The 20,290-nt window shown below is 42.0% G+C and carries 16 protein-coding genes; 8 read left to right on the top strand and 8 right to left on the bottom strand.

Annotation, left to right across the window (positions count from 1 at the left end):
- Window positions 1-391 precede the first annotated feature (391 nt).
- The gene (locus CRJ00_RS16315) at window positions 392-1,111 is read right to left on the bottom strand and encodes a pyridoxine 5'-phosphate synthase (protein ID WP_099367806.1); all 720 of its coding nucleotides are present in this window, start codon (window positions 1,109-1,111) and stop codon (window positions 392-394) included.
- 95 nt (window positions 1,112-1,206) lie between these two features.
- On the opposite strand from CRJ00_RS16315, the gene cdaA reads away from it, so the two are divergent.
- From cdaA to CRJ00_RS16295, 4 genes are all read left to right on the top strand, one after another.
- Window positions 1,207-2,001 carry a diadenylate cyclase CdaA gene (gene cdaA, locus CRJ00_RS16310; protein WP_099367805.1) on the top strand — a complete coding sequence of 265 codons (795 nt, stop codon included), beginning with the start codon at window positions 1,207-1,209 and terminating at the stop codon, window positions 1,999-2,001.
- A 104-nt stretch (window positions 2,002-2,105) separates the two neighbouring features.
- Entirely contained in the window at window positions 2,106-3,011 is a 906-nt protein-coding gene (locus tag CRJ00_RS16305; protein ID WP_099367804.1) for a DUF1338 domain-containing protein, read from the top strand.
- A 7-nt stretch (window positions 3,012-3,018) separates the two neighbouring features.
- A complete protein-coding gene (locus tag CRJ00_RS16300) occupies window positions 3,019-5,940 on the top strand; it encodes an FAD-binding and (Fe-S)-binding domain-containing protein (RefSeq protein WP_099367817.1) in 2,922 nt (973 codons plus the stop codon).
- Between the two features lie 239 nt (window positions 5,941-6,179).
- On the top strand, window positions 6,180-6,509 hold the full coding sequence (locus tag CRJ00_RS16295) for a GIY-YIG nuclease family protein (protein WP_099367803.1): 330 nt from the start codon (window positions 6,180-6,182) through the stop codon (window positions 6,507-6,509).
- Window positions 6,510-6,638: 129 nt separating this feature from the next.
- Here CRJ00_RS16295 and CRJ00_RS16290 read toward each other — a convergent pair whose 3' ends face one another.
- The 5 genes from CRJ00_RS16290 to CRJ00_RS16270 form a co-directional block, all read right to left on the bottom strand.
- The gene (locus tag CRJ00_RS16290; protein WP_099367802.1) at window positions 6,639-7,487 is read right to left on the bottom strand and encodes a DUF2911 domain-containing protein; all 849 of its coding nucleotides are present in this window, start codon (window positions 7,485-7,487) and stop codon (window positions 6,639-6,641) included.
- Window positions 7,488-7,621: 134 nt separating this feature from the next.
- Entirely contained in the window at window positions 7,622-8,887 is a 1,266-nt protein-coding gene (locus CRJ00_RS16285) for a sugar MFS transporter (RefSeq protein WP_099367801.1), read from the bottom strand.
- 210 nt (window positions 8,888-9,097) lie between these two features.
- A complete protein-coding gene (locus tag CRJ00_RS16280) occupies window positions 9,098-9,526 on the bottom strand; it encodes a hotdog fold thioesterase (protein ID WP_099367800.1) in 429 nt (142 codons plus the stop codon).
- Complete coding sequence (locus CRJ00_RS16275) at window positions 9,513-10,049, bottom strand: DinB family protein (protein ID WP_099367799.1); 537 nt, start codon at window positions 10,047-10,049, stop codon at window positions 9,513-9,515. The genes CRJ00_RS16280 and CRJ00_RS16275 overlap by 14 nt, the downstream gene beginning before the upstream one ends.
- On the bottom strand, window positions 10,030-11,250 hold the full coding sequence (locus CRJ00_RS16270; RefSeq protein WP_099367798.1) for a sensor histidine kinase: 1,221 nt from the start codon (window positions 11,248-11,250) through the stop codon (window positions 10,030-10,032). The genes CRJ00_RS16275 and CRJ00_RS16270 overlap by 20 nt, the downstream gene beginning before the upstream one ends.
- Before the next feature lie 78 nt (window positions 11,251-11,328).
- Here CRJ00_RS16270 and gltX point away from each other — a divergent pair, with 78 nt between their 5' ends.
- Window positions 11,329-12,849: a glutamate--tRNA ligase gene (gene gltX, locus CRJ00_RS16265; protein WP_099367816.1), complete on the top strand. Its 1,521-nt coding sequence runs from the start codon at window positions 11,329-11,331 to the stop codon at window positions 12,847-12,849.
- A 24-nt stretch (window positions 12,850-12,873) separates the two neighbouring features.
- Complete coding sequence (locus CRJ00_RS16260; RefSeq protein ID WP_099367797.1) at window positions 12,874-13,758, top strand: sugar phosphate isomerase/epimerase family protein; 885 nt, start codon at window positions 12,874-12,876, stop codon at window positions 13,756-13,758.
- Between the two features lie 347 nt (window positions 13,759-14,105).
- Here CRJ00_RS16260 and CRJ00_RS16255 read toward each other — a convergent pair whose 3' ends face one another.
- Window positions 14,106-16,988: a DEAD/DEAH box helicase gene (locus tag CRJ00_RS16255; RefSeq protein ID WP_099367796.1), complete on the bottom strand. Its 2,883-nt coding sequence runs from the start codon at window positions 16,986-16,988 to the stop codon at window positions 14,106-14,108.
- A 76-nt stretch (window positions 16,989-17,064) separates the two neighbouring features.
- Entirely contained in the window at window positions 17,065-17,856 is a 792-nt protein-coding gene (dapF, locus tag CRJ00_RS16250; RefSeq protein WP_099367795.1) for a diaminopimelate epimerase, read from the bottom strand.
- A 199-nt stretch (window positions 17,857-18,055) separates the two neighbouring features.
- On the opposite strand from dapF, the gene CRJ00_RS16245 reads away from it, so the two are divergent.
- Window positions 18,056-19,600 (top strand): Do family serine endopeptidase, encoded by a 1,545-nt coding sequence (locus CRJ00_RS16245; RefSeq protein WP_099367794.1) that lies wholly within the window; start codon window positions 18,056-18,058, stop codon window positions 19,598-19,600.
- 238 nt (window positions 19,601-19,838) lie between these two features.
- Entirely contained in the window at window positions 19,839-20,273 is a 435-nt protein-coding gene (locus CRJ00_RS16240; RefSeq protein ID WP_099367793.1) for a low molecular weight protein-tyrosine-phosphatase, read from the top strand.
- The last annotated feature ends 17 nt before the right edge of the window (window positions 20,274-20,290 follow it).

Here is a 20,290-nt window from a genome sequence, read left to right as displayed (position 1 = left end):
GTGGTCCAGCACGACAAGGAGACTTGCGTCGAAATGGTCCTTTGAAACGTCGATGCCAATGAAAGAGTGGGGATTGTTTGCCATGTGATCTGTTTTTTATAGTTTTGTACAGATTACCTAGTTTTTACCCCATCGATCCTAGTCCTTAATAATGGGTATTGCCCTAATTGTTATCTGGTCACTAAGGGAAAAAACGGTAGCGGATTTGATCATTGCCTAGGTATAAAAACCTTCACGGAAAGAGAATTTGCCGCTACCGTTTTAGGTAATCTTTCTAAAAGGCTAACTTAAACAATTAAACCTTTCTATTATTATACAAATCTAAAGGACGGAATGAACCTCCTCGCAATGACGTAATGTTCGCAATGATGCGAACGACCCTTCCAGCGATTTACCCCTTCAGTGCCGCCAAATATCTCTTTATCGTTTCTTCCAAGCCCAAATAAATCGCATCCGCGATCAAAGCATGTCCAATACTTACCTCCAACAACTCCGGAATATGCTGATTAAAATACTCCAAATTATTCAAGTCCAAATCATGCCCAGCATTTAATCCCAAACCTACTTCCCTTGCCTTCACTGCTGCCTTAAAATACGGCTCAATAGCCTTTTCCTTATCAAACCCAAACTCCGCAGCATAAGCTTCCGTATACAGCTCAATACGATCCGTTCCTGTCTCCGCCGCAGCTTCCACCATGTCCTCCACCGGATCAACAAAAATAGAAACCCTAATCCCTTGATCCTTGAACATTTTCACCATCTCGATCAGGTAATCCTTATTCGCAATGGTATCCCAACCATGGTTCGACGTCAACTGATTCAGTGCATCCGGCACCAAAGTCACCTGCGTAGGCTTATTCGCCAACACCAGATCCACCAATTTTTGCTCCTGACAATTCCCTTCGATATTGAACTCGGTCTTGATATTCGCTTTCAAATCATACACATCCTGATAGCGGATATGTCTTTCATCCGGGCGAGGATGTACAGTAATCCCTTCAGCACCAAAACGTTCACAGGCCAATGCTGCGGATAGTACATTTGGAACATTCCCACCACGAGAGTTACGAAGAGTTGCAATCTTGTTGATATTGACGGATAGTTTAGTCATGATTTATCTGTTTTTACAAATTTAATGTTTTAGCATTCCTTTTACTAAGTAATAACGCTAAATCAATGGATAAATTTTTTTAAATTGCATAACATATGGATGGACTAGATTTCAACCTCTTAAGTGGCTTCAGGCTCAAGGATTTTATCGATATCATACTCGTAGCAATCATTATCTACTATATCTATAGTTTGATTAAGGGTACGATTGCGGTAAATATCCTGATAGGAGTTGGTCTGTTCTACGGGATATACCTGGTCGTTAAGCAGATGGAAATGCGTTTGCTGACCGAAATATTCGGTGGTTTTATTTCCGTGGGTTCCATCGCCTTGATTGTCGTCTTCCAGCAGGAAATACGGCGATTCCTGCTCCATATCGGTAAGAACATTTCCCTCCGACGGAAAAAGTTCTTCTGGAATATTTTCGGTACGAAAAAGAGCAGCCATGCAGATAACTCCGAATATATCCGTCCGATCGTAGAAGCGTGCCAGAATATGTCGCGCGCAAAGACCGGTGCACTATTGGTCTTTTCCAGGTACTTCGACGAAGAATATTACCAGACCAGTGGAACGGTGATCGACGCTCCGATTTCCAAAAGACTATTGGAATCCATTTTCTTCAAAAACTCCCCATTACACGATGGTGCGGTTATTATCGTCGATTTCCGTATCATGACCGCGAGTTCGGTGCTTCCTTTATCAGACTCTGAAGACCTTCCGCCACAATTTGGATTGAGACACCGTGCAGCCATTGGGGTAACCGAGGTTTCGGAAGCCGTTGCTGTCATCGTATCGGAAGAAACTGGGGAGATTTCCTTTGCCAAAGATGGAAACATCAACATGAACCTTACTGCCGACGAGTTGGAGAAGATTCTTATGGAAGAATTATAATTCGCTGAATAATATTTTCATTATTTAATATTTTACTGAATAATTGTTTTTGTTTGTCAATTTTTCGATAACTTTATTCTAATTGTAAATTTAAATTATTTGAGATGCATTTTGATGAAAATAAACCTGTTGATTTTGTTCTGAATGACCTGTTCGAACATTATCGCAAGAATGTCGCTGATGTCGATAAAATAACCAAAGCTCTTTTGGACCGTCAGGTTGTACAATCCCAAGATGATATAGTAAACGACCATATTGCTTTTAGAACATTGGGTGTTCCGCATCTGGGAATCCAGTCCTTTGAAAAAATATTCCTGGCTTTTGGGTATACAAAGAAGGATTATTTCCATTTTGAGGGTAAGAAATTGAACGCCTATTGGTATGCGCCAGCGATTGAAGGCTATCCGAGAATCTTTGTTTCGGAACTTAGGGTGCATGAATTGAGTCAGGCTGCTCAGGATATCATCTATAAATACACCGCGCAGATTACCTCAGATCCGGTAGATGATCTGGACCTGAACAATGGTCCGGAGGTTGCTGCCTTTTTACAACAGCCACTTTGGGGGCTCCCAACTTCGGAAGAATATGAAACCTTATTGGCGGAAAGTGAATACGCCGCTTGGGTAATCTACAACAGGTATTACCTGAATCACTATACGATCAGTATCCATGAATTAAAGGATGGATACAATACCTTGGAAGAATTTAATACTTTTCTGGAAAGTATCGGTGTGAAATTGAATACTTCCGGAGGGAAGATCAAGACTAGTGAAGATGGGTTGCTTCGTCAGAGCAGCACGGTTTCTGCGTTATACGATGCAAAATTTGCGGACGATAAAACCATTCAGATCGCGGGTAGCTATGTGGAATTTGCGGAGCGAAGTGTGCTCCCTCAATTCAAGGATTTACCGAAGGAAGAAATTGAATCCAAGCACCGCAGGGATGGTTTTGAAACCAATAATGCGGATAAGATTTTCGAAAGCACCTATACCACACAAATAAAAGGATAAGACCATGATGGAAGAGCAGCTGTCTTTGCTTGCTCAGCAGTTGGAGGGTGAGCTATTTTGGGATGAGAAGATGCGGGTGCTCTATGCCACCGACGCATCAGCTTATCGTGAAATGCCTTTGGCTGTTGCTTATCCGAAAAACAAAACGGATATCAAACAGTTGATCCGATTTGCCGAGAATCATAAAACTTCTTTGATTCCAAGAACGGCAGGGACTTCCTTGGCCGGACAGGTGGTAGGATCGGGTATTGTGGTGGATGTATCCCGTTATTTCACGGAGATATTGGAGCTGAATACGGAAGAATCTTGGGTGAGGGTGCAGCCTGGCGTGATCCGGGATGAACTGAACCTTTTCTTAAAACCACATAAATTATATTTTGGACCTGAGACCTCCACCGCCAACCGGGCGATGATAGGTGGTATGGTCGGCAATAACTCCTGCGGATCCAATTCCTTGATCTACGGAAGTGCAAGGGAGCATACGCTGGAGATCGAAGCCCTTTTGAGTGATGGCTCGGAAGTGTGCTTTAAGGGGTTATCTTTTGATGAGTTTATCGAGAAGAGTAATCTTCCGACCTTAGAAGGGGCCATATATGCGCAAATGAGGAGCATGTTGGGGAATTATGAAAACCAAGAACAGATACGTTCCAACTTCCCTAAAGCTTCTATCCTGAGACGGAATACGGGTTATGCGGTCGATCTATTATTGGATTCCGATCCATTTGTGGCAGATGCCGAACCTTTTAATTTCTGTAAACTGATCTGTGGTTCGGAAGGAACCTTAGCCTTTATTACATCTATTAAAGTACATGTTGATCCATTGCCCGAGAATCCATCTGGGCTATTGTGTGTACACTTCCATTCCTTACAGGATGCCTTAAGGGGGAATCTTATTGCCCTGAAACATCGGCCCCTGGTGAGTGAATTGATGGATGCCTACATCCTGGAATGTACGAAGGGTAATCTGGAGCAGTTCCAGAACCGCTTTTTTGTGGAGGGCGATCCGGCAGCCATATTGATCGTGGAGTATGATGGAAAGGATGAGGCGGAGATTTTGCAAAAGGTGCTGGCAGTGGAAGCAGAAATGCGATTGAATGGGTTGGGATATCATTTTCCATTGATCTTAGGTGCTGATAAAAAACGGGTATGGAACCTGAGAAAAGCGGGATTGGGTTTGCTGAGCAATGTGCCGGGCGATGAAAAGCCAGTGGCTGTGATCGAGGATACGGCCGTTGATGTGGAGGATCTTCCGGCTTATATCGAGGAATTCAATAAGATATTGGAGAAATATGGCTTGTATGCGGTGCATTATGCGCATGCAGCTACCGGAGAACTGCATTTAAGACCCATCATCAACCTCAAAACGGAGAATGGCAATTCCTTGTTCAGAACGATAGCTTTAGAAATTGCGCATCTGGTGAAGAAATACCAAGGTTCGTTGAGTGGGGAACATGGTGATGGAAGGTTGCGTGGGGAGTTTATCCCTTTGATGATCGGGGATCATAATTACCAATTGTTGAAGGAGATCAAAAAGGCTTGGGATCCGCATGGGATCTTCAATCCGGGGAAGATTGTGGATACCCCATCCATGAACACTTTTCTGCGCCATGAACCCGAACAGCAGGATAGGAAAATAAAAACGGTGTTCCGTTATGGACCACAAACGATACAACAGCATGCCGAACAATGTAATGGTTCGGGAGATTGCAGGAAAACGCATCTATCCGGTGGAACCATGTGTCCATCGTATATGGCGACCAAGGAGGAAAAGGATACCACCAGGGCAAGGGCGAATATGCTGCGCGAAATGTTGACCCATTCGACCAAGGCAAACCCCTTTGATCATCCGGAACTGAAGGAGGTAATGGATCTTTGTTTGAGCTGTAAGGCCTGCAAATCGGAATGTCCGAGCAGTGTGGATATGGCGAAATTGAAGGCCGATTTCCTGCAGGCCTATTATGATACGAATGGGGTGCCATTAAGGGCGAGGATGGTTGGGCATGTGGATACCTTGACCAAGTTTATGCAGCCCATAGCGGGGCTGTACAATGCTGTTGCCGGAAATGTCCTTACCGGAAATCTGGTGAAGAAGATGGTGGGCTTTTCTTCGAAACGGCATATCCCTAAAATTGCTTCCAGGACATTGCGGTCTTGGTATGAGAAGAAGGATAAGGTATATACGGCGGGTTCGAGTCCCATCAAATCGGTTTATTTCTTTTTTGATGAGTTTACGAATTATAATGATGTGGAGATTGGGAAGAAGGCCATTCTGCTATTGGAAAGGCTGGGCTATCAGGTGTTGATGGTCCCGCATGCTTTTTCCGGTCGGGCATTGTTGTCGAAAGGTTTGTTGCGGGAGGCCAGGAAATTGGCGAATAGGAATGTGGAGGTGTTTCGTGGAAGATTGTCGGCAGAGGTGAAACTGGTTGCGGTGGAGCCATCGACGATTCTGACTTTTCGGGATGAGTATGTGGATTTGGTGGATGAGGAACTGATGGAAGATGCGGTAAGGATTGCGCCATTGGCCTTGACGATAGAAGAGTTTTTGTTGGAGGAGTTTTTGGCGGGGAATATTAGGCAGGAGCAGTTTACGGAAGAAAGCTCGGAGATTTTGCTGCATGGACATTGTCAGCAGAAGGCTTGGGGATTGTTGCCTATTGTGCAAGGGGTGTTGGGTATTCCGAAGAATTTTAAGGTGAAGAATATACCTTCAGGATGTTGTGGGATGGCTGGTTCTTTTGGCTATGAAAAGGAACATTATGAGGTGTCGATGAAGATCGGGGAGTTGGTGTTGTTTCCAGCAGTTCGGGAGAAGAAAGGAGGGGTGGTTGTTGCTGCGCCAGGGGCGAGCTGTAGGCATCAGATTATGGATGGAACCAAGGAATTGGCGCTGCATCCGGTGGAGATATTGTTTAAGGCGCTGAGGTAGGGGGGTGAAGGACGGGTATTGAGGTAGGGTTTTGAGGTGGGTTTTCTTTCCGCGTCATTGCGAGGAGGCACGACGAAGCAATCTTTCGATGAGTGTAAAGATTGCTTCGTTCCTTGCAATGACGCAGGGTCTCGCAATGACGAGCTATTTACAATATTCTAATAACCTTTCACTTAAATTTAATAATACCATAATATTTTCAAATCCAAATTATCCTACTATGGTCTTAAATTCAATATATGAATTTAAAAACCAAACAGTTGCTATGTAAAAGAGGGGGCTGTGTTTATATAATTACCAATTATAATAATACTACTCTTTATACCGGAGTAACTTCTGATTTAGCGTTTAGAATGTATCAACATGTAAATAAACTATTTGAAAGAAGCTTTTCTTCAAAATATAATTTATACAAATTGGTTTATTATAAATTCTATTCTACGATTGATGAAGCCATTTCTGAAGAGAAAAGGATAAAAGCTGGAAGTAGGAGTAGTAAAGAAAGGTTGATAAATGAAATTAATCCGGGTTGGATTGATTTGTATAAAACAGAAGTAATTAATTGGTGAAATTATGATAAGAAACGTCATTGCGAACCCTCGTCATTGCGAGGAAAGAAGCAATCTTTCGATAAGTGTAAAGATTGCTTCGTCGTACCTCCTCGCAATGACGCAAATTCGTAATGACGAGAATTCTTTCTATTTCTTCTGCGCAGCTTGCAAAGCTTGCGTATTCAACTTAATATACTCCGAGTTCTTATCTCTTTTCGCCATTTCCAAACCTTCCTGTGCAGCTTTAACCGCACCAGCTTTATCACCTGCTTTCGCAAGAATCAACGATTTCCAATACTTAATATGAGGAGCTTTGGTATTCCCTTTATCCGCTTCTACCATCCATTCCGCAGCTTTCTTCACATCAACATTATGCGTAAAATAATACTGCGCAGCTTGGAAATAAGGTTTCTTTTCGCCTTTCATCGCCGAATCAATGCTCGCCAAGATCTCCGCTTTCTGATCAACCTCAATCAAGAACGAAACCTTAGTATTTTCCCAAGCCAATGAAGTTTTCATGTGCTGATCATTCACATCATCAAAACTAATCGTAAAGGACTCTACCTTATCTTTTAATTTGATAGGTTTTACTTTCACACGTAACACATCATCTGCCTTATCATAGGTATAAGCGCCCCATTGTTTGGCATTGCTGTTAAAGATAATGGTCCATTCTTTTTCCGTAGGGATAGTGAACATGGCATAGGTTCCTGCAGCTAAAGTCTGGCCCTCAATCTTCACTTCATCCTGAAAGGTAATATTGGTGGCATTGTTTGCTCCAGTACGCCAGATCTGATTATAAGGCACTAGATCACCAAATACTTTCCGGCCTTTGATATTAGGTCTTTGGTAGATGATACTTACCTGGCTAATTCCAAGATCCTGGATAATAAATTGCGTGCTACTTGCTGGAGGGAGTTTTATCTGTGCATCAGCATGTTGAGCATTGAACAATAGACCCGTTGCAAGCAATAGGGTGAATGCTAATTTTTTCATAATCATAAATGTTCTATTCTTCGAAGATACTAATACCTAATAAAAAAACAAACGGAGATAGGTTAATATCTCCGTTTGCTTTATGTCATTTTAATTAATAATAATGCTCGATTAATATTATTTCTCGATTAATATTAGTGCTTTCGAACTTTGTGTCCAGCAATAGCATAGTATAAAATAAACAGGTAACAAGGCAATGCGATCCAATACGCTTGGTGCGAATTGGTGAAATGTGCCAATTGTCCGTAAAGTAATGGGATTACCGCTCCACCGGCGATACCCATAACCAAGATGCCGGAAGCGGCACTTGTAAATTTACCCACACCTTTCAACGCCAAAGGCCAAATTGCCGGCCATACCAAGGAGTTGGCCAAACCTAATAAAGCAACCAAAGTAAGAGATACAATACCGTCAGTCATGACGATACCTACCGTAAGGATAATACCCAAGATCGCACAAAGCTTTAATGCAGTCTCTTGAGAAAGATATTTAGGAATGGCTACAATACCGATCAAATAACCAACCACCATCGCACCCATGGTAAACGAGGTGAAGAATTTTGCGGTATCCAATGGAATACCCAAATAGGTTCCGTAGGCAATAATGGTATCACCAGCCAATACTTCCACGCCTACGTAAGCGAATAAGGCGATGAATCCTAACAATACGTGTGGGAAATCGAAGATACTCTGTTTTCCTTCGGTAATGTTATGATGAGCAGCATCTTCCTCTTCATCACCCGCTACTTCCGGTAAATTTGCTCTGGAAATCCAGAATGCCAATACCAAAAGAACAACAACGATACCGATATACGGGTTAACCACTTGTAGGGCGATTTTGTCCAAAGCTGCAGCCGACTCTTCAGGGCTCATGGTCGCTAAGGAATTTTTAACCTTATCGGCCTCGCTCAAGTTTAGGAACAAACCTAAAATGATTGGAGCTAATGCGCCTGCAAATTTATTACAGATACCCATGATACTGATACGGCGCGCCGCAGTTTCCACAGGACCAATAATGGTAATATAAGGATTGGAGGCTGTCTGAAGGATAGCCAGACCACCACCCATGATGAATAATCCGGTTAAAAATAACAGATAGGTACGGGAATATGCTGCTGGAATGAACAATAAAGCACCCACAGCCATAATTCCTAATGAAATAGCCATACCATTCTTAAATCCAAATTTGTTCAGTACCCAAGTAGAAACTGGAGCCATGACCAAATAAGCGATATAAAAAGCGAAGGTTACAAAGTAAGATTGAACTTCGGTAAGCTCACAGGCGATCCTTAAGTAGGGTATTAATAAGGAGTTTAGCCAGGTGGCAAATCCGAAAATAAAGAACAAGGAACCGATGATGATCATGGGTCCAAGGGTAGATTGATTTTGTTGGTTACTCATAAATTCGATTTATGGATTTAATAATTTTAGCTAACCACAAGGCTAATAAAATAAATTGGAAAAATAAAATGAAATTTAATAAGCAAACGATTGCGTTCTGATAAAATATGAAGAGACATCGAATGGGCGATGTCTCTTCAAAACCTAAACCGTATCATAAAACCAAAATGGTATTATTATCGGATGAACAAACAGACTGGCGGTTTGTTTTTAGATCGAAGGTTTTTTTATGACCGCAATGGTAAGCCTGGAAATGCATACCAATGCACCTCTTTCATTATTGATTTTGATGTCCCACACATGGGTTGTTTTGCCGATATGCAATGGTTTGCAGATGGCAGTAACTTTACCTTTGGTGACTGGTCGGATGTGGTTGGCATTGATCTCCAAACCTACACCGGCATACACATTGGCATCAACGACCATATTGGAAGCAATGCTGCCTACCGATTCTGCCAGTACACAGGATGCTCCACCATGCAATAGGCCGTAAGGTTGTTTTACTTTTTCGTTGACGGGCATCTCAGCGATGATTTCATCATCGGAAATGGAGGTTGCCTTAATATCCAAGAAGCCTGTCATGTTGATGGCGAACAGTTCATTCACCTCTTCCAAGCTGTATTCCCTATGCCAAATCATTGTTGATGTTCTGATCTTTAAGATAACGTGATTTTAAGATTAACACGTGGTGGTTCAAGTGGCCGGCGATAATGTACAGAAATGCGCGTACAGAAATCAATCGGTCTGAAGCCATCCCTTTTCTTGCCAATTCCGTTTCATCAAAGGAATTGAAAAGGTAGAGGTTTGCTTTGCGGAGGTGATAGAATTCCTGCGCAAGATCTTCCATTTTTCGTTCGTTATGGCGACCATTGGCAACAAACTCGTCCTGTTCAAAAGAAGCTAATGCGGTCATGTCATTCCGGCCAAACCTTAATGCACGATAGGTCATGATGCGTTCGGCATCGATGATGTGGTTCAATACTTCTTTGATGGACCATTTGTCTTCCGCATATTTATAGCTGCCCAGATCCTCGGGGATACTGGCTATAAATTCGGGAAAGGTGGTCAGTTGGTCGTTCAGATCATCATATACATCGCCTGTAACAGTTTCGATATAATCGTTGAAGATCGCTGGATACTCATCAGATTTGAGTGGGCTCATATCGTAGATTGCTTTTTAATACTATTCTAAAAGTGGTCCCTTTTCCTATTTCGGAGTCCTTCACAAAGATCTGACCTCGGTGGTAATACACCATCCGTTTCGTTAGACTTAAGCCCAAACCCCAACCGCGCTGCCTTGTGGTGAATCCAGGTAGGAAAATGGTTTCCCAGTTAGAGCGGGGAATGCCTTTCCCCGTATCGCTAATGTCTATAAAAATTTCCTCTTTTGCAATGTTTTCAGAAATGTTAACAGTAATCTTGCCCTCACCTTCGATGGCATTTACTGCATTTTTAAGTAGATTTTCAATGATCCAATCGAATACCTGCACATTGAGCTTGGCCTCCACATGTTGGTCCCCCGTGAGCTCAAAAGTTATCCTTTTACTGCTGCGGATCTTAAAGTAATTGACGTAATCTTCCACAATTCCATAAACCACATGGTTGGAAAGGGAAGGCGTAGAGCCTATTTTTGAAAATCGATCCGCCACGATCTCTAGCCGTTGCACATCCCGTTCCATTTCATTCAATAGCGTGTCGTCCTTCGGCTCATAGGTGACCCGAGCTAACTCGAGCCATCCCATCAGGGAAGAAATGGGGGTTCCCAATTGATGGGCCGCCTCCTTGGCCATTCCCACCCAGACCAAATTCTGTTCGGAATCTCTGATGGAATTGAATACGGTATAGGCTATGGCTAAAAAGAAAGCAATTAACGATAACTGGATATAAGGGAATATGCGGAGTTGTTTTAAGGCTTTGGAATCATGGTAGTAAACGAACCATTTTTCGTTCGTATCCAGCGATAGTTCAATGGCTGGATGCGCTTTTTTCATCTGGTTCAGTTGTTTTTCAAAATATACCGGATCATATTCCAAAGTGGATGTAGAATCTTCAATGGCAGTTTTAGTACTGTCTAAATCTCGCCAAAGGATAATTTTGTCGTTCTGGTCGGTAATAATGGCGGGCAAACTCAAACTGTCCCGAACGGCAAAGATGAAACTGATGAATTCATCATCCACATCGGGCATACTGACCACACTTTTGGTACTCATTGCCCAAACCTGCGCTTTGGTACGTTCGGATAGGGACAAACTCTTGACCAAATAATTACTGTACAGCAAGGAAGCTGCAGCGATTAATGCTGCAAAAATAAACAGCAAAAATTTCCACTGTTGTTTATTGTAACGATAAGGATGTTGCTTCATAGCCTAAAAAGTGATTCCAAAATAATCATTTTCCAATAGCTTCGAGAAAGAAATTTAGAAATGCTTAATTTTGCGGTTATGAGTTCACAAAAACAAGTAAGGGTGCGTTTTGCCCCAAGCCCAACCGGCGGATTACATTTAGGTGGTGTGCGCACTGCCTTGTTCAACTATTTATTTGCTAAGCATCATGGTGGAGAATTTATCCTTAGGATAGAGGATACCGATCAGACCCGTTTTGTTCCAGGTGCAGAGGAATATATTATGGAATGTTTGGCTTGGTGTGGATTGAATCCGGATGAAAGCCCCGCTAAGGAAGGGAAATTTGGGCCTTACCGTCAGAGTGAACGAAAGCCTTCCTATCGCCAATATGCAGAGCAATTGGTGGCAGCAGGTAAAGCATACTATGCTTTTGATACGCCAGAGGAGTTGGATCAGCAACGTCAATTGCAACCTAACTTCCGCTATTCGCACGAGAACAGGTTGGATCTGAGGAATTCCCTTAGTCTTTCTGATGAGGAAACGGCGAAGTTGTTGGCGGAAGGTGCTCCGCATACTATCCGCATCAAAATGCCGGAAGATGAACATGTATCTTTCGAGGATATGATCCGCGGGCGTGTAACTTTTGAGACCAAATTGGTGGATGATAAAGTATTGTTGAAAGCGGATGGCATGCCAACCTATCATTTGGCCGTCGTTGTTGATGACCATGCCATGGAAATATCCCATGTTTTCCGTGGGGAAGAATGGTTGCCTTCAGCACCTGTACATATTTTGCTTTGGGAATATCTAGGTTGGAAGGATGAGATGCCTGAATGGGCACACTTACCACTAATTCTGAAACCAGATGGTAATGGTAAATTAAGTAAACGTGATGGTGATCGGTTGGGATTCCCGGTTTATGCCATGAATTGGACAGATCCAAAGACAGGGGATCTAACTGTTGGATTCCGTGAGCGTGGGTTCCTTCCTGAAGCATTTGTGAACATGTTGGCTTTATTGGGATGGAACGACGGGACGGATCAGGAATTGTTCCACATGGAGGAATTGATCGAGAAATTCAGTGTAGATCGTATCAGTAAGGCTGGTGCCAAATTTGATTTTGAAAAGGCCAAATGGTACAACCAGGAATGGATCAAACAGACTTTAAATGCCGATTTACTGCCTCAGGTAAATGCTGTTCTTAAGGAGCATGGTGTGGAAGCGGATGATAATTTTACAAATAGTATTCTTGATTTGGTGAAAGAAAGGTTAATTTACATCGAAGATTTCTGGGAACAGGCTTCCTTCTTTTACATAAAACCTGCCCAATACGATGTTGATGCAGTAAAACCGAAATGGAATGCAGATAAAACTGCTTTCTTCCAAGATGTGGCGAAGACTTTTGCTGAACAGGATACTTGGACCGCTGAGGCCTTGGAACCTTTGTTCAAAGATAAGATAGCGGCGTCGGGGATGAAGATGGGCGAATTGATGATGCCATTCCGGATTATGTTGGTAGGAGGGAAATTTGGTCCTGATGTTTTCAAGATCACCGAACTATTGGGTAAAGAGGCGGTTTTGGATAGGATCCAAGCAGCTTTGCCTCAATTTGAAGGATAAATCCGAATCAAAATAAACTTATATATGAAAACTTTTAAACAACTCCTTTGGAGCTGTGTAGCTGCTACTGCTCTTTTTATTTCAGCTTGTGCTACATCGGGAAATGTAGTTCAAAATGGAAATAAGGCCTCTTATCCGGAAGAGAAACTGGGTTGGCATTTGGGCTCGCAAGCTTATACCTTTCGTTTATTTACGTTTGAAGAGGCGTTGAATAGGATTGATAGCGCAGGATTGCGTTATGTGGAAGCCTTTCCTGGACAGAAAATCGGTGCTGGAAGTACGGAGGCAATGACTTATGAGCTTTCTCAGGAGGGAAGAGCTTTGGTGAAGAAATTGTTGAAGGATAAAGGGATTACTGTTTGGGCTTACGGAGTTGTGGGTGCTAAAGATGAGGCAGAATGGGAGAAGGTTTTTCAGTTTGCCAAGGATTTAGGGATAAAAGTGATCAATAGTGAGCCTGGGGAAAAGCAATTGGATTTTCTTTCCAAGCTTTGTGATAAGTATGATATTAAATTGGCGATACATAACCATCCGGAGCCTTCGCATTATTGGAATCCGGATGTTATTCTGAAAGCTATTGAGGGTAAGAGTGCAAGAATTGGTGCGGCTGCAGATGTGGGGCATTGGATGCGGTCGGGTTTGGATCCGATAGCGTCTTTGAAGAAGTTGGAAGGAAAGATTTTTCATCTGCATTTTAAGGATTTGAATGAGTTTGGGAGTAAGAAGGCACATGATGTGCACTGGGGAACGGGAAAGTTGGGGATGGAGGCTGTCCAAGCTGAATTGAAGAGACAGGGTTTTAAAGGGATGATTTCTGCGGAGTATGAATATAACTGGAAAAACAATATGAATGATGTGAAGGTGAGCGCGGAGAATTTCAGGAAGGCTGTAGGGTTATTGGGGAGATAGGTTTTTTTAGCCCTTTGTCATTGGGATTTTGCGTCATTGCGGTTTTGCGTCATTGCGAGGAGTTACATTCTGCGTCATTGCGAGGAGGTACGACGAAGCAATCTTTCGATTGTTGTCGTGATGTCCGTTGAATTGTCATTCTGATTGCCTTTTAATTGTCATCCTGAGCATCGTTGAAGGATCTGTACGGTTGGAATTATTCGAACAGATGCTTCGACTACGCTCAGCATGACATATTATTTCCGATATGAGTATAAAGATTGCTTCGTTCCTCGCAATGACGGCACTGGGCTAAGTTGGCGCGGTGCAAAACAGCGTCAGATGACGACCCTGCCCACTTCCTCAACCTATCTAAACAACTCATTGATATCCTCTTTTGTAAGGGATTTCACAAAAGATTCCTCCGTATTTATCAACGAGGTCGCTAAAGATTTCTTCATGCCCTGCAAAGCCAGTATCTTTTCCTCAATACTATCCTTCGCTATAAATTTATAAATAAACACATTCTTTTTCTGGCCGATTCGATGGCTACGATCAATGGCCTGCTGTTCTACAGCTGGATTCCACCATGGATCTAAAATAAACACATAATCCGCTTCCGTTAAATTCAATCCCGTTCCACCAGCTTTAATGGAAATCAAGAAAACCTGAACATCATCCTGCTCTTTAAATTTCCGAACCGCCTCATTTCGATCACTCGTCCCCCCATCCAAATAAGCATATTTTATCTTATTCCTATCAAAATAATCCCTGAAAATCTGAAGATGCTTCACAAATTGTGAAAATATCAACACCTTATTACCCTCCTTCAGAATGGATTCCATGGTTTCAATAGCGGCATCAAATTTACCGGAACCATCTTTATAATTCGCATCGATCATCAATGGATGGTTTGCCAATTGCCTTAATTTAGTCAAGCCTTGCAACAACGCGATCTGTGAAGCTTTGCCCGAAAACGCCCCGTCCAATAACGCATTTCTATACTCTGATTTTACCGTTTCATAGTATTCCTGTTGTTCCTCGGTCATACTGCAATAAAAGATCTGTTCGGATTTTGGGGGCAATTCTGTTGCTACCTGCGCTTTGGTCCTCCTCAAAACAAAAGGCTTGATAATAGCCTGCAATTTCTTCGCTTTAGCCTCATCCTTCTTTTTCTCAATCGCCAGCACGAATTCGTTCTGAAAATAGGAGAAACTTCCCAATAGACCTGGATTGACGAAATGCATCTGAGACCAGATATCTGCTACCGAATTCTCGATCGGTGTTCCACTCAATGCCAATTTATTTCGGCCTTTAAAATGCTTGATCGCAGTAAAGGACTTAGACCTTGGGTTTTTTATGTTTTGACTTTCATCCAGGATGATGTAGTTGAAATAATAATTGCTAAAAAGTTCCTCATCGATCCGCGCAATGCCATAGGTACTGATCACCAGGTCAAAATGTGAAAATGCAAAGCTATCTCGACTCCGAGTCCCTCCGGTATGTAACAATACACGCAGTTTGGGAACAAATTTCTCCGCTTCCTTTTGCCAATTGAAAATCAGTGAGGTAGGAACGATCAAGAGGGATGTTTTAGGAAGGTCAGTTCCCACATTGGCCTCTTTCTGCTTCTGCAACATCGCCAGGGTCTGCACTGTTTTCCCCAATCCCATATCATCTGCCAACAAGCCACCAAAACGGTATTCATCTAAGAAATGAAACCAATTATATCCCGCTTTCTGATAAGGCCTCAATTCTCCCTTAAAATATGCTGGTGCCGCCTGGTCAACAATTTCATCAAATTCACCGAGTTTATTGAGCTTCCGCTGAAGACTTACCTGCGTATGCTCACTAATCTCATTCAGAAGACCAATATGCGTTTTGTTCAATCGCAATTCTTCCTTATGAGCAGAAAACTGGAAGAGATGTTCGTATTGAGAGAACCATTCCTGCGGAATGATTGCTATTTCGCCATTTGGCAACTCAAATTCCTGGATTTTTTGGAGGATATGTTGCCGCAGTTGCATGAAAGGGATCTCATAATCCCCAAATCGGACTACTGCTTTAATATCGAACCAGTCATTCTTTTCCTCAATTTCAATGCTGATGCTGGTTTTTCCGATCAAGAACCGTTTGTCATTTTCTGATTGAATAACCTCAAATCCTTTTTCCTGAAGTTCCGTCAAATGTTCGTTCACCCATTCAATGGCCGACATCCGTATGCCTAAGGCATTGCTGCTGGCAGCATATGTGCCAAATAGAGGGTCTACCTTTTCTAATCCCAAATCCGAAAGATATTTCGATCGGTTTTCCTCCCAGGCCATGGATCTTTTGATGCGATAAAATTGGTGTTTATCCAGTTCTCGGTTATAGACATATTTTACGGTTACAGCATGCTGCCCCCCCGCAGGGAAAGTAAAATCGCCATATTGGAAGTTTAATTGGAGTTGGGTTTCGTGTTCTGGCGAATGTATGATCCGTAATTGTGGTTTCGCGTTTTCCTTATACACGATAATATCAAACCCTTCGGCATAAACATGATGCTTCTCAATCAGGGAAGTGACAAATGTTTCGAAATACCTTCTTTCGGTATTCCTAGGGATGGAAATAAAGCGTTTATTTAAAAATGGCGTTAGTTTTTTGCCTTCTAGATCTTCATCAAAATGATATAAGGTGTTGTCCAATAATAACCAAGCCTGTTGATTGACAATGACTTCGGCGTTCTTGAACATGAATTCCATTCGGAAACCATCATATTTTAAAGTTGGAAAATACCGGGTCTCTGTTTCATTCCTTCTAAAATGAAAAAGGATGGATGTTGGTTTTTCAGCTATTTTAAGCTCCTGTTCGGCCGGATAACCATCTTTGCTCATTAAGAATAACGGTTTATCACCTATTATTTTAAGAATGGCCAACAATCCCTTTTCAATCTTCGGGCGAATGGAATCATAGATCTGCTGGTCGAAAATCTTGCTGAAATAGGTGATTGGACGGATGGCTTTTTTATGAAATCTTTTGATGATCTGGGTCTGCTCCATTTCATCGCAGAGTTGGATCAATTTTGCATCCACTTCATCTATTGCCTTGGCATATTCATCCACCGTGTTACTAAAAACCCGTTTATAGGATAAGGAATAAGATCCATTTTGATTTAGATACACGATATGTGGTTCGATGAGGTAGCCCAGGTAAGGGTGCTTCCCCAAAGAATAAACCAAGCGATAGGGTAAAGAAGTGTCTGTCTGCTGCATGATGGATCGTTCCTTCTCGAAAAAGCTACTAATATACAGTTATTCGCGCTTTTTCGCCTCCAAATAGCAGATTAAATTATTGTGAAATATCTATTTTTCCTTGAAAGACTTGTTCTGCGGGACCAGATAAATAAACCTGACTGAAGCTATTGCCTTCTTTGTGGAAGGAGATGTATAATTGTCCTCCTAAAACACGGATAGGGATGTTAAAATCGCCATCTTCCCCAGATTGAAGAGCAACCGACATGGCTGAGGCAACAGCACCTGTACCACAAGCATAGGTTTCATCTTCTACACCACGTTCGAAGGTGCGGACAAAATAACCGTTTTCTTCTTTCTCGATAAAATTAACATTGATGCCCTCAGTTTTGTAGGTTTCATTGTTTCTGATGGCATACCCTTCTTGAAAAACATCCTTCTCTTGTAGGTTTTCGGTGAACTGAACATAATGTGGAGAACCGGTATTCATCACAAAAGCTTCACCATCCTTATGATGGTCATGGACATCAATCATTCCCAAATTCACCTGATTACCGTCAATACTGGCATCATGTTTTCCATCTACTGCCAAAAAGACAGTATTAGATCCCACAACTCCCAGATCTCTGGCAAAGGCTACCAAACAACGTCCTCCATTGCCACACATACTCCCTTCTTTTCCGTCTGCATTGAAGTAAAGCATTTGGAAATCATAATTATTTGTGTTTTGAAGCAGCATAAGACCATCTCCGCCGATTCCAAATCTTCGATCGCAAAGTTTTTCGATCAAATCTTGGTTTTTAGCATCGAAAATTAAGTTTCTGTTATCGATTAAGATGAAATCGTTGCCAGCACCTTGGTATTTATAAAATGAAATTTGTTGTGCCATAAGGTTGAAAATGTGCTGTAAATTTAATATTCTTGTTACAATAAACCCAGTTTTTGTTAAATCATGTTAAATGGTTGACATACATTGCTTCCATTAACATTTTTTAACTGACAAAACCAATTAAGAGAATTGTAATGGTATTACATTTGACTTAACGAAAATGAAATTATAACAAAAATAGATAAATCAACAATAGTATATGAAAAAGATAGGAGCAACATTATTGGCGGCCATTGTTGGAGGAGCTGTAGCTGTAGGGGGTTTCAAGCTTCTTGAAAAGAAACAAATGGACGGCATGACGTTCGAAGAGCGTCAAAAAGTATATTACGCAAATAATCCGGGGGAGGAAATTATGTCCTCAACTGGAAATCCAGATTTTACCCAGGCAGCAGCTGCTGTATCGCCTGGCGTAGTGCATATTCAAGTAACGGTATCAAGCCGTAACTCAGGAGGTGGCGGTGGTTCGCCATTCGATATGTTCGAAGAATTCTTCGGAGTTCCTCAGCAAAGACGTGGTCAAGGTCGTCCGATGACGGCATCAGGTTCTGGGGTGATTATCTCTCCTGATGGATACATCGTGACCAATAACCACGTGGTAGAAGAAGCTGATAAAATTGAAGTGGTATTAACGGATAAAAGATCCTATGAGGCCAAAGTAATCGGTCGTGACCCGAATTTTGATTTGGCTTTGATCAAGGTTAATGCTACTGGATTACCAATGGTTAAATTGGGTAATTCAGATAATGTACAGATCGGAGAATGGGTATTAGCAGTAGGGTATCCGCTTGGATTACAATCTACAGTAACTGCTGGTATCATTTCAGCAAAAGGCCGTCAGATCGGTATTTTGGGAGAATCGCAGCAACCACAGCGTCGATATGGACAAGGACAACAAGAGCAGATTATCAATACTGCTGTAGAATCCTTTTTACAGACCGATGCGGTAATTAATAAGGGAAATAGTGGTGGTGCATTGGTCAATGCTCGCGGAGAATTGATCGGTATCAATTCAGCGATTGCTTCCCCAACAGGAACTTATGCAGGTTATGGGTTTGCTATCCCGATCAATCTTACCAAGAAGATCGTAGATGACTTCAAAGAATTCGGAAGTGTTAAGCGTGGATATATTGGGGTAACATTCAGTGAGATGAATGCAGATGTGAGAAAGCAATACGGAATTGATGATCTGAACGGGCTTTATGTAAGTGATGTCGTGAAAGGTGGAGCTGCGGAAGCTGCAGGCATCAAATCTGGTGATATCTTGACCAAAGTAGAAGGAAAAACCATCTATGGATCTCCAGATCTACAAGAGCATGTAGCAAGATTGCGTCCAGGCGATAAAGTTAAATTGACCTACAAGCGTGATGGTAAAGAAAAAGATGTTACGATTACTTTAAAAGGCGAAGAGGCAAATAAGTCTAAATCACAGGATGAAGAGTCTAGTGCATCAGCAACTGAAATCTTCAACAAGTTGGGAGCTAGCTTTGTCCCTGCAAATGCACAAGTTAAGAAAGAATTGGGTATTAATTCCGGTGTAGTTGTTTCTCAAGTACATAGCGGAGGTATCTTCGAATACTTCGGTGTGGAAAGAGGATTGGTTATCACCCATATTAACGGAAAAGCCGTAAACAATGTGGATGATGTGGAATCTGCATTAGGTAGTACACAACGAAATATCGTAAGGATAAAAGGAGTTCCTGAAAGAGGAAGCTCTGTTGAATTCAATGTTCCTTTGAAATATTAGGAATAGATTATAGACGTTAGATTATAGACGATAGATAATAGACGATAGACCTTTCCCGTCATTGCGAGGAACGAGATTCCGTCATTGCGAGGAACGAAGCAATCTTTCGATTAGTGTAAAGATTGCTTCGTTCCTCGCAATGACGGTTTTTTTATAACAGCTAATATCTAATATCTAATATCTAATATCTTATATCTATAATCTAACATCTATAATCTAATTTACTATCTTTGAAACCATGAGAATTTTAATGGTGTGCCTGGGCAATATTTGTCGTTCTCCATTGGCACATGGGATTTTAGAACATAAGGTAAAAGAGGCGGGCTTGGATTGGGAGATTGATTCTGCTGGTACAGGTGATTGGCATATTGGACATGCCCCCGATAAAAGATCGGTACAGGTTGCAAAAGACCATGGTATCGATATCTCCATGCAACGTGCGCAGTTCTTCATCCCTGATCTATTCGAAGCTTATGATCGTATTTTAGTCATGGATAGACAGAACTATAAAGATGTTATTGCCCAGACTGAAAATCAGGAGCATAGAGATAAAGTCACCCTATTCTTGGACAATGACATCGTTCCGGATCCTTATTATGATTCCAACATGTTCAAGCCGGTTTTTGACCTGATCGAAAAACGTTGCCAACAGCTGGTTGCTGAATGGCGATAATACGATTTAACATCAGC

This window comes from Sphingobacterium sp. 1.A.4 (genome assembly GCF_002734245.1).
In the GTDB taxonomy this organism is placed as follows: domain Bacteria; phylum Bacteroidota; class Bacteroidia; order Sphingobacteriales; family Sphingobacteriaceae; genus Sphingobacterium; species Sphingobacterium tenebrionis.
This window is presented reverse-complemented; position numbering and strand designations above follow the sequence as displayed.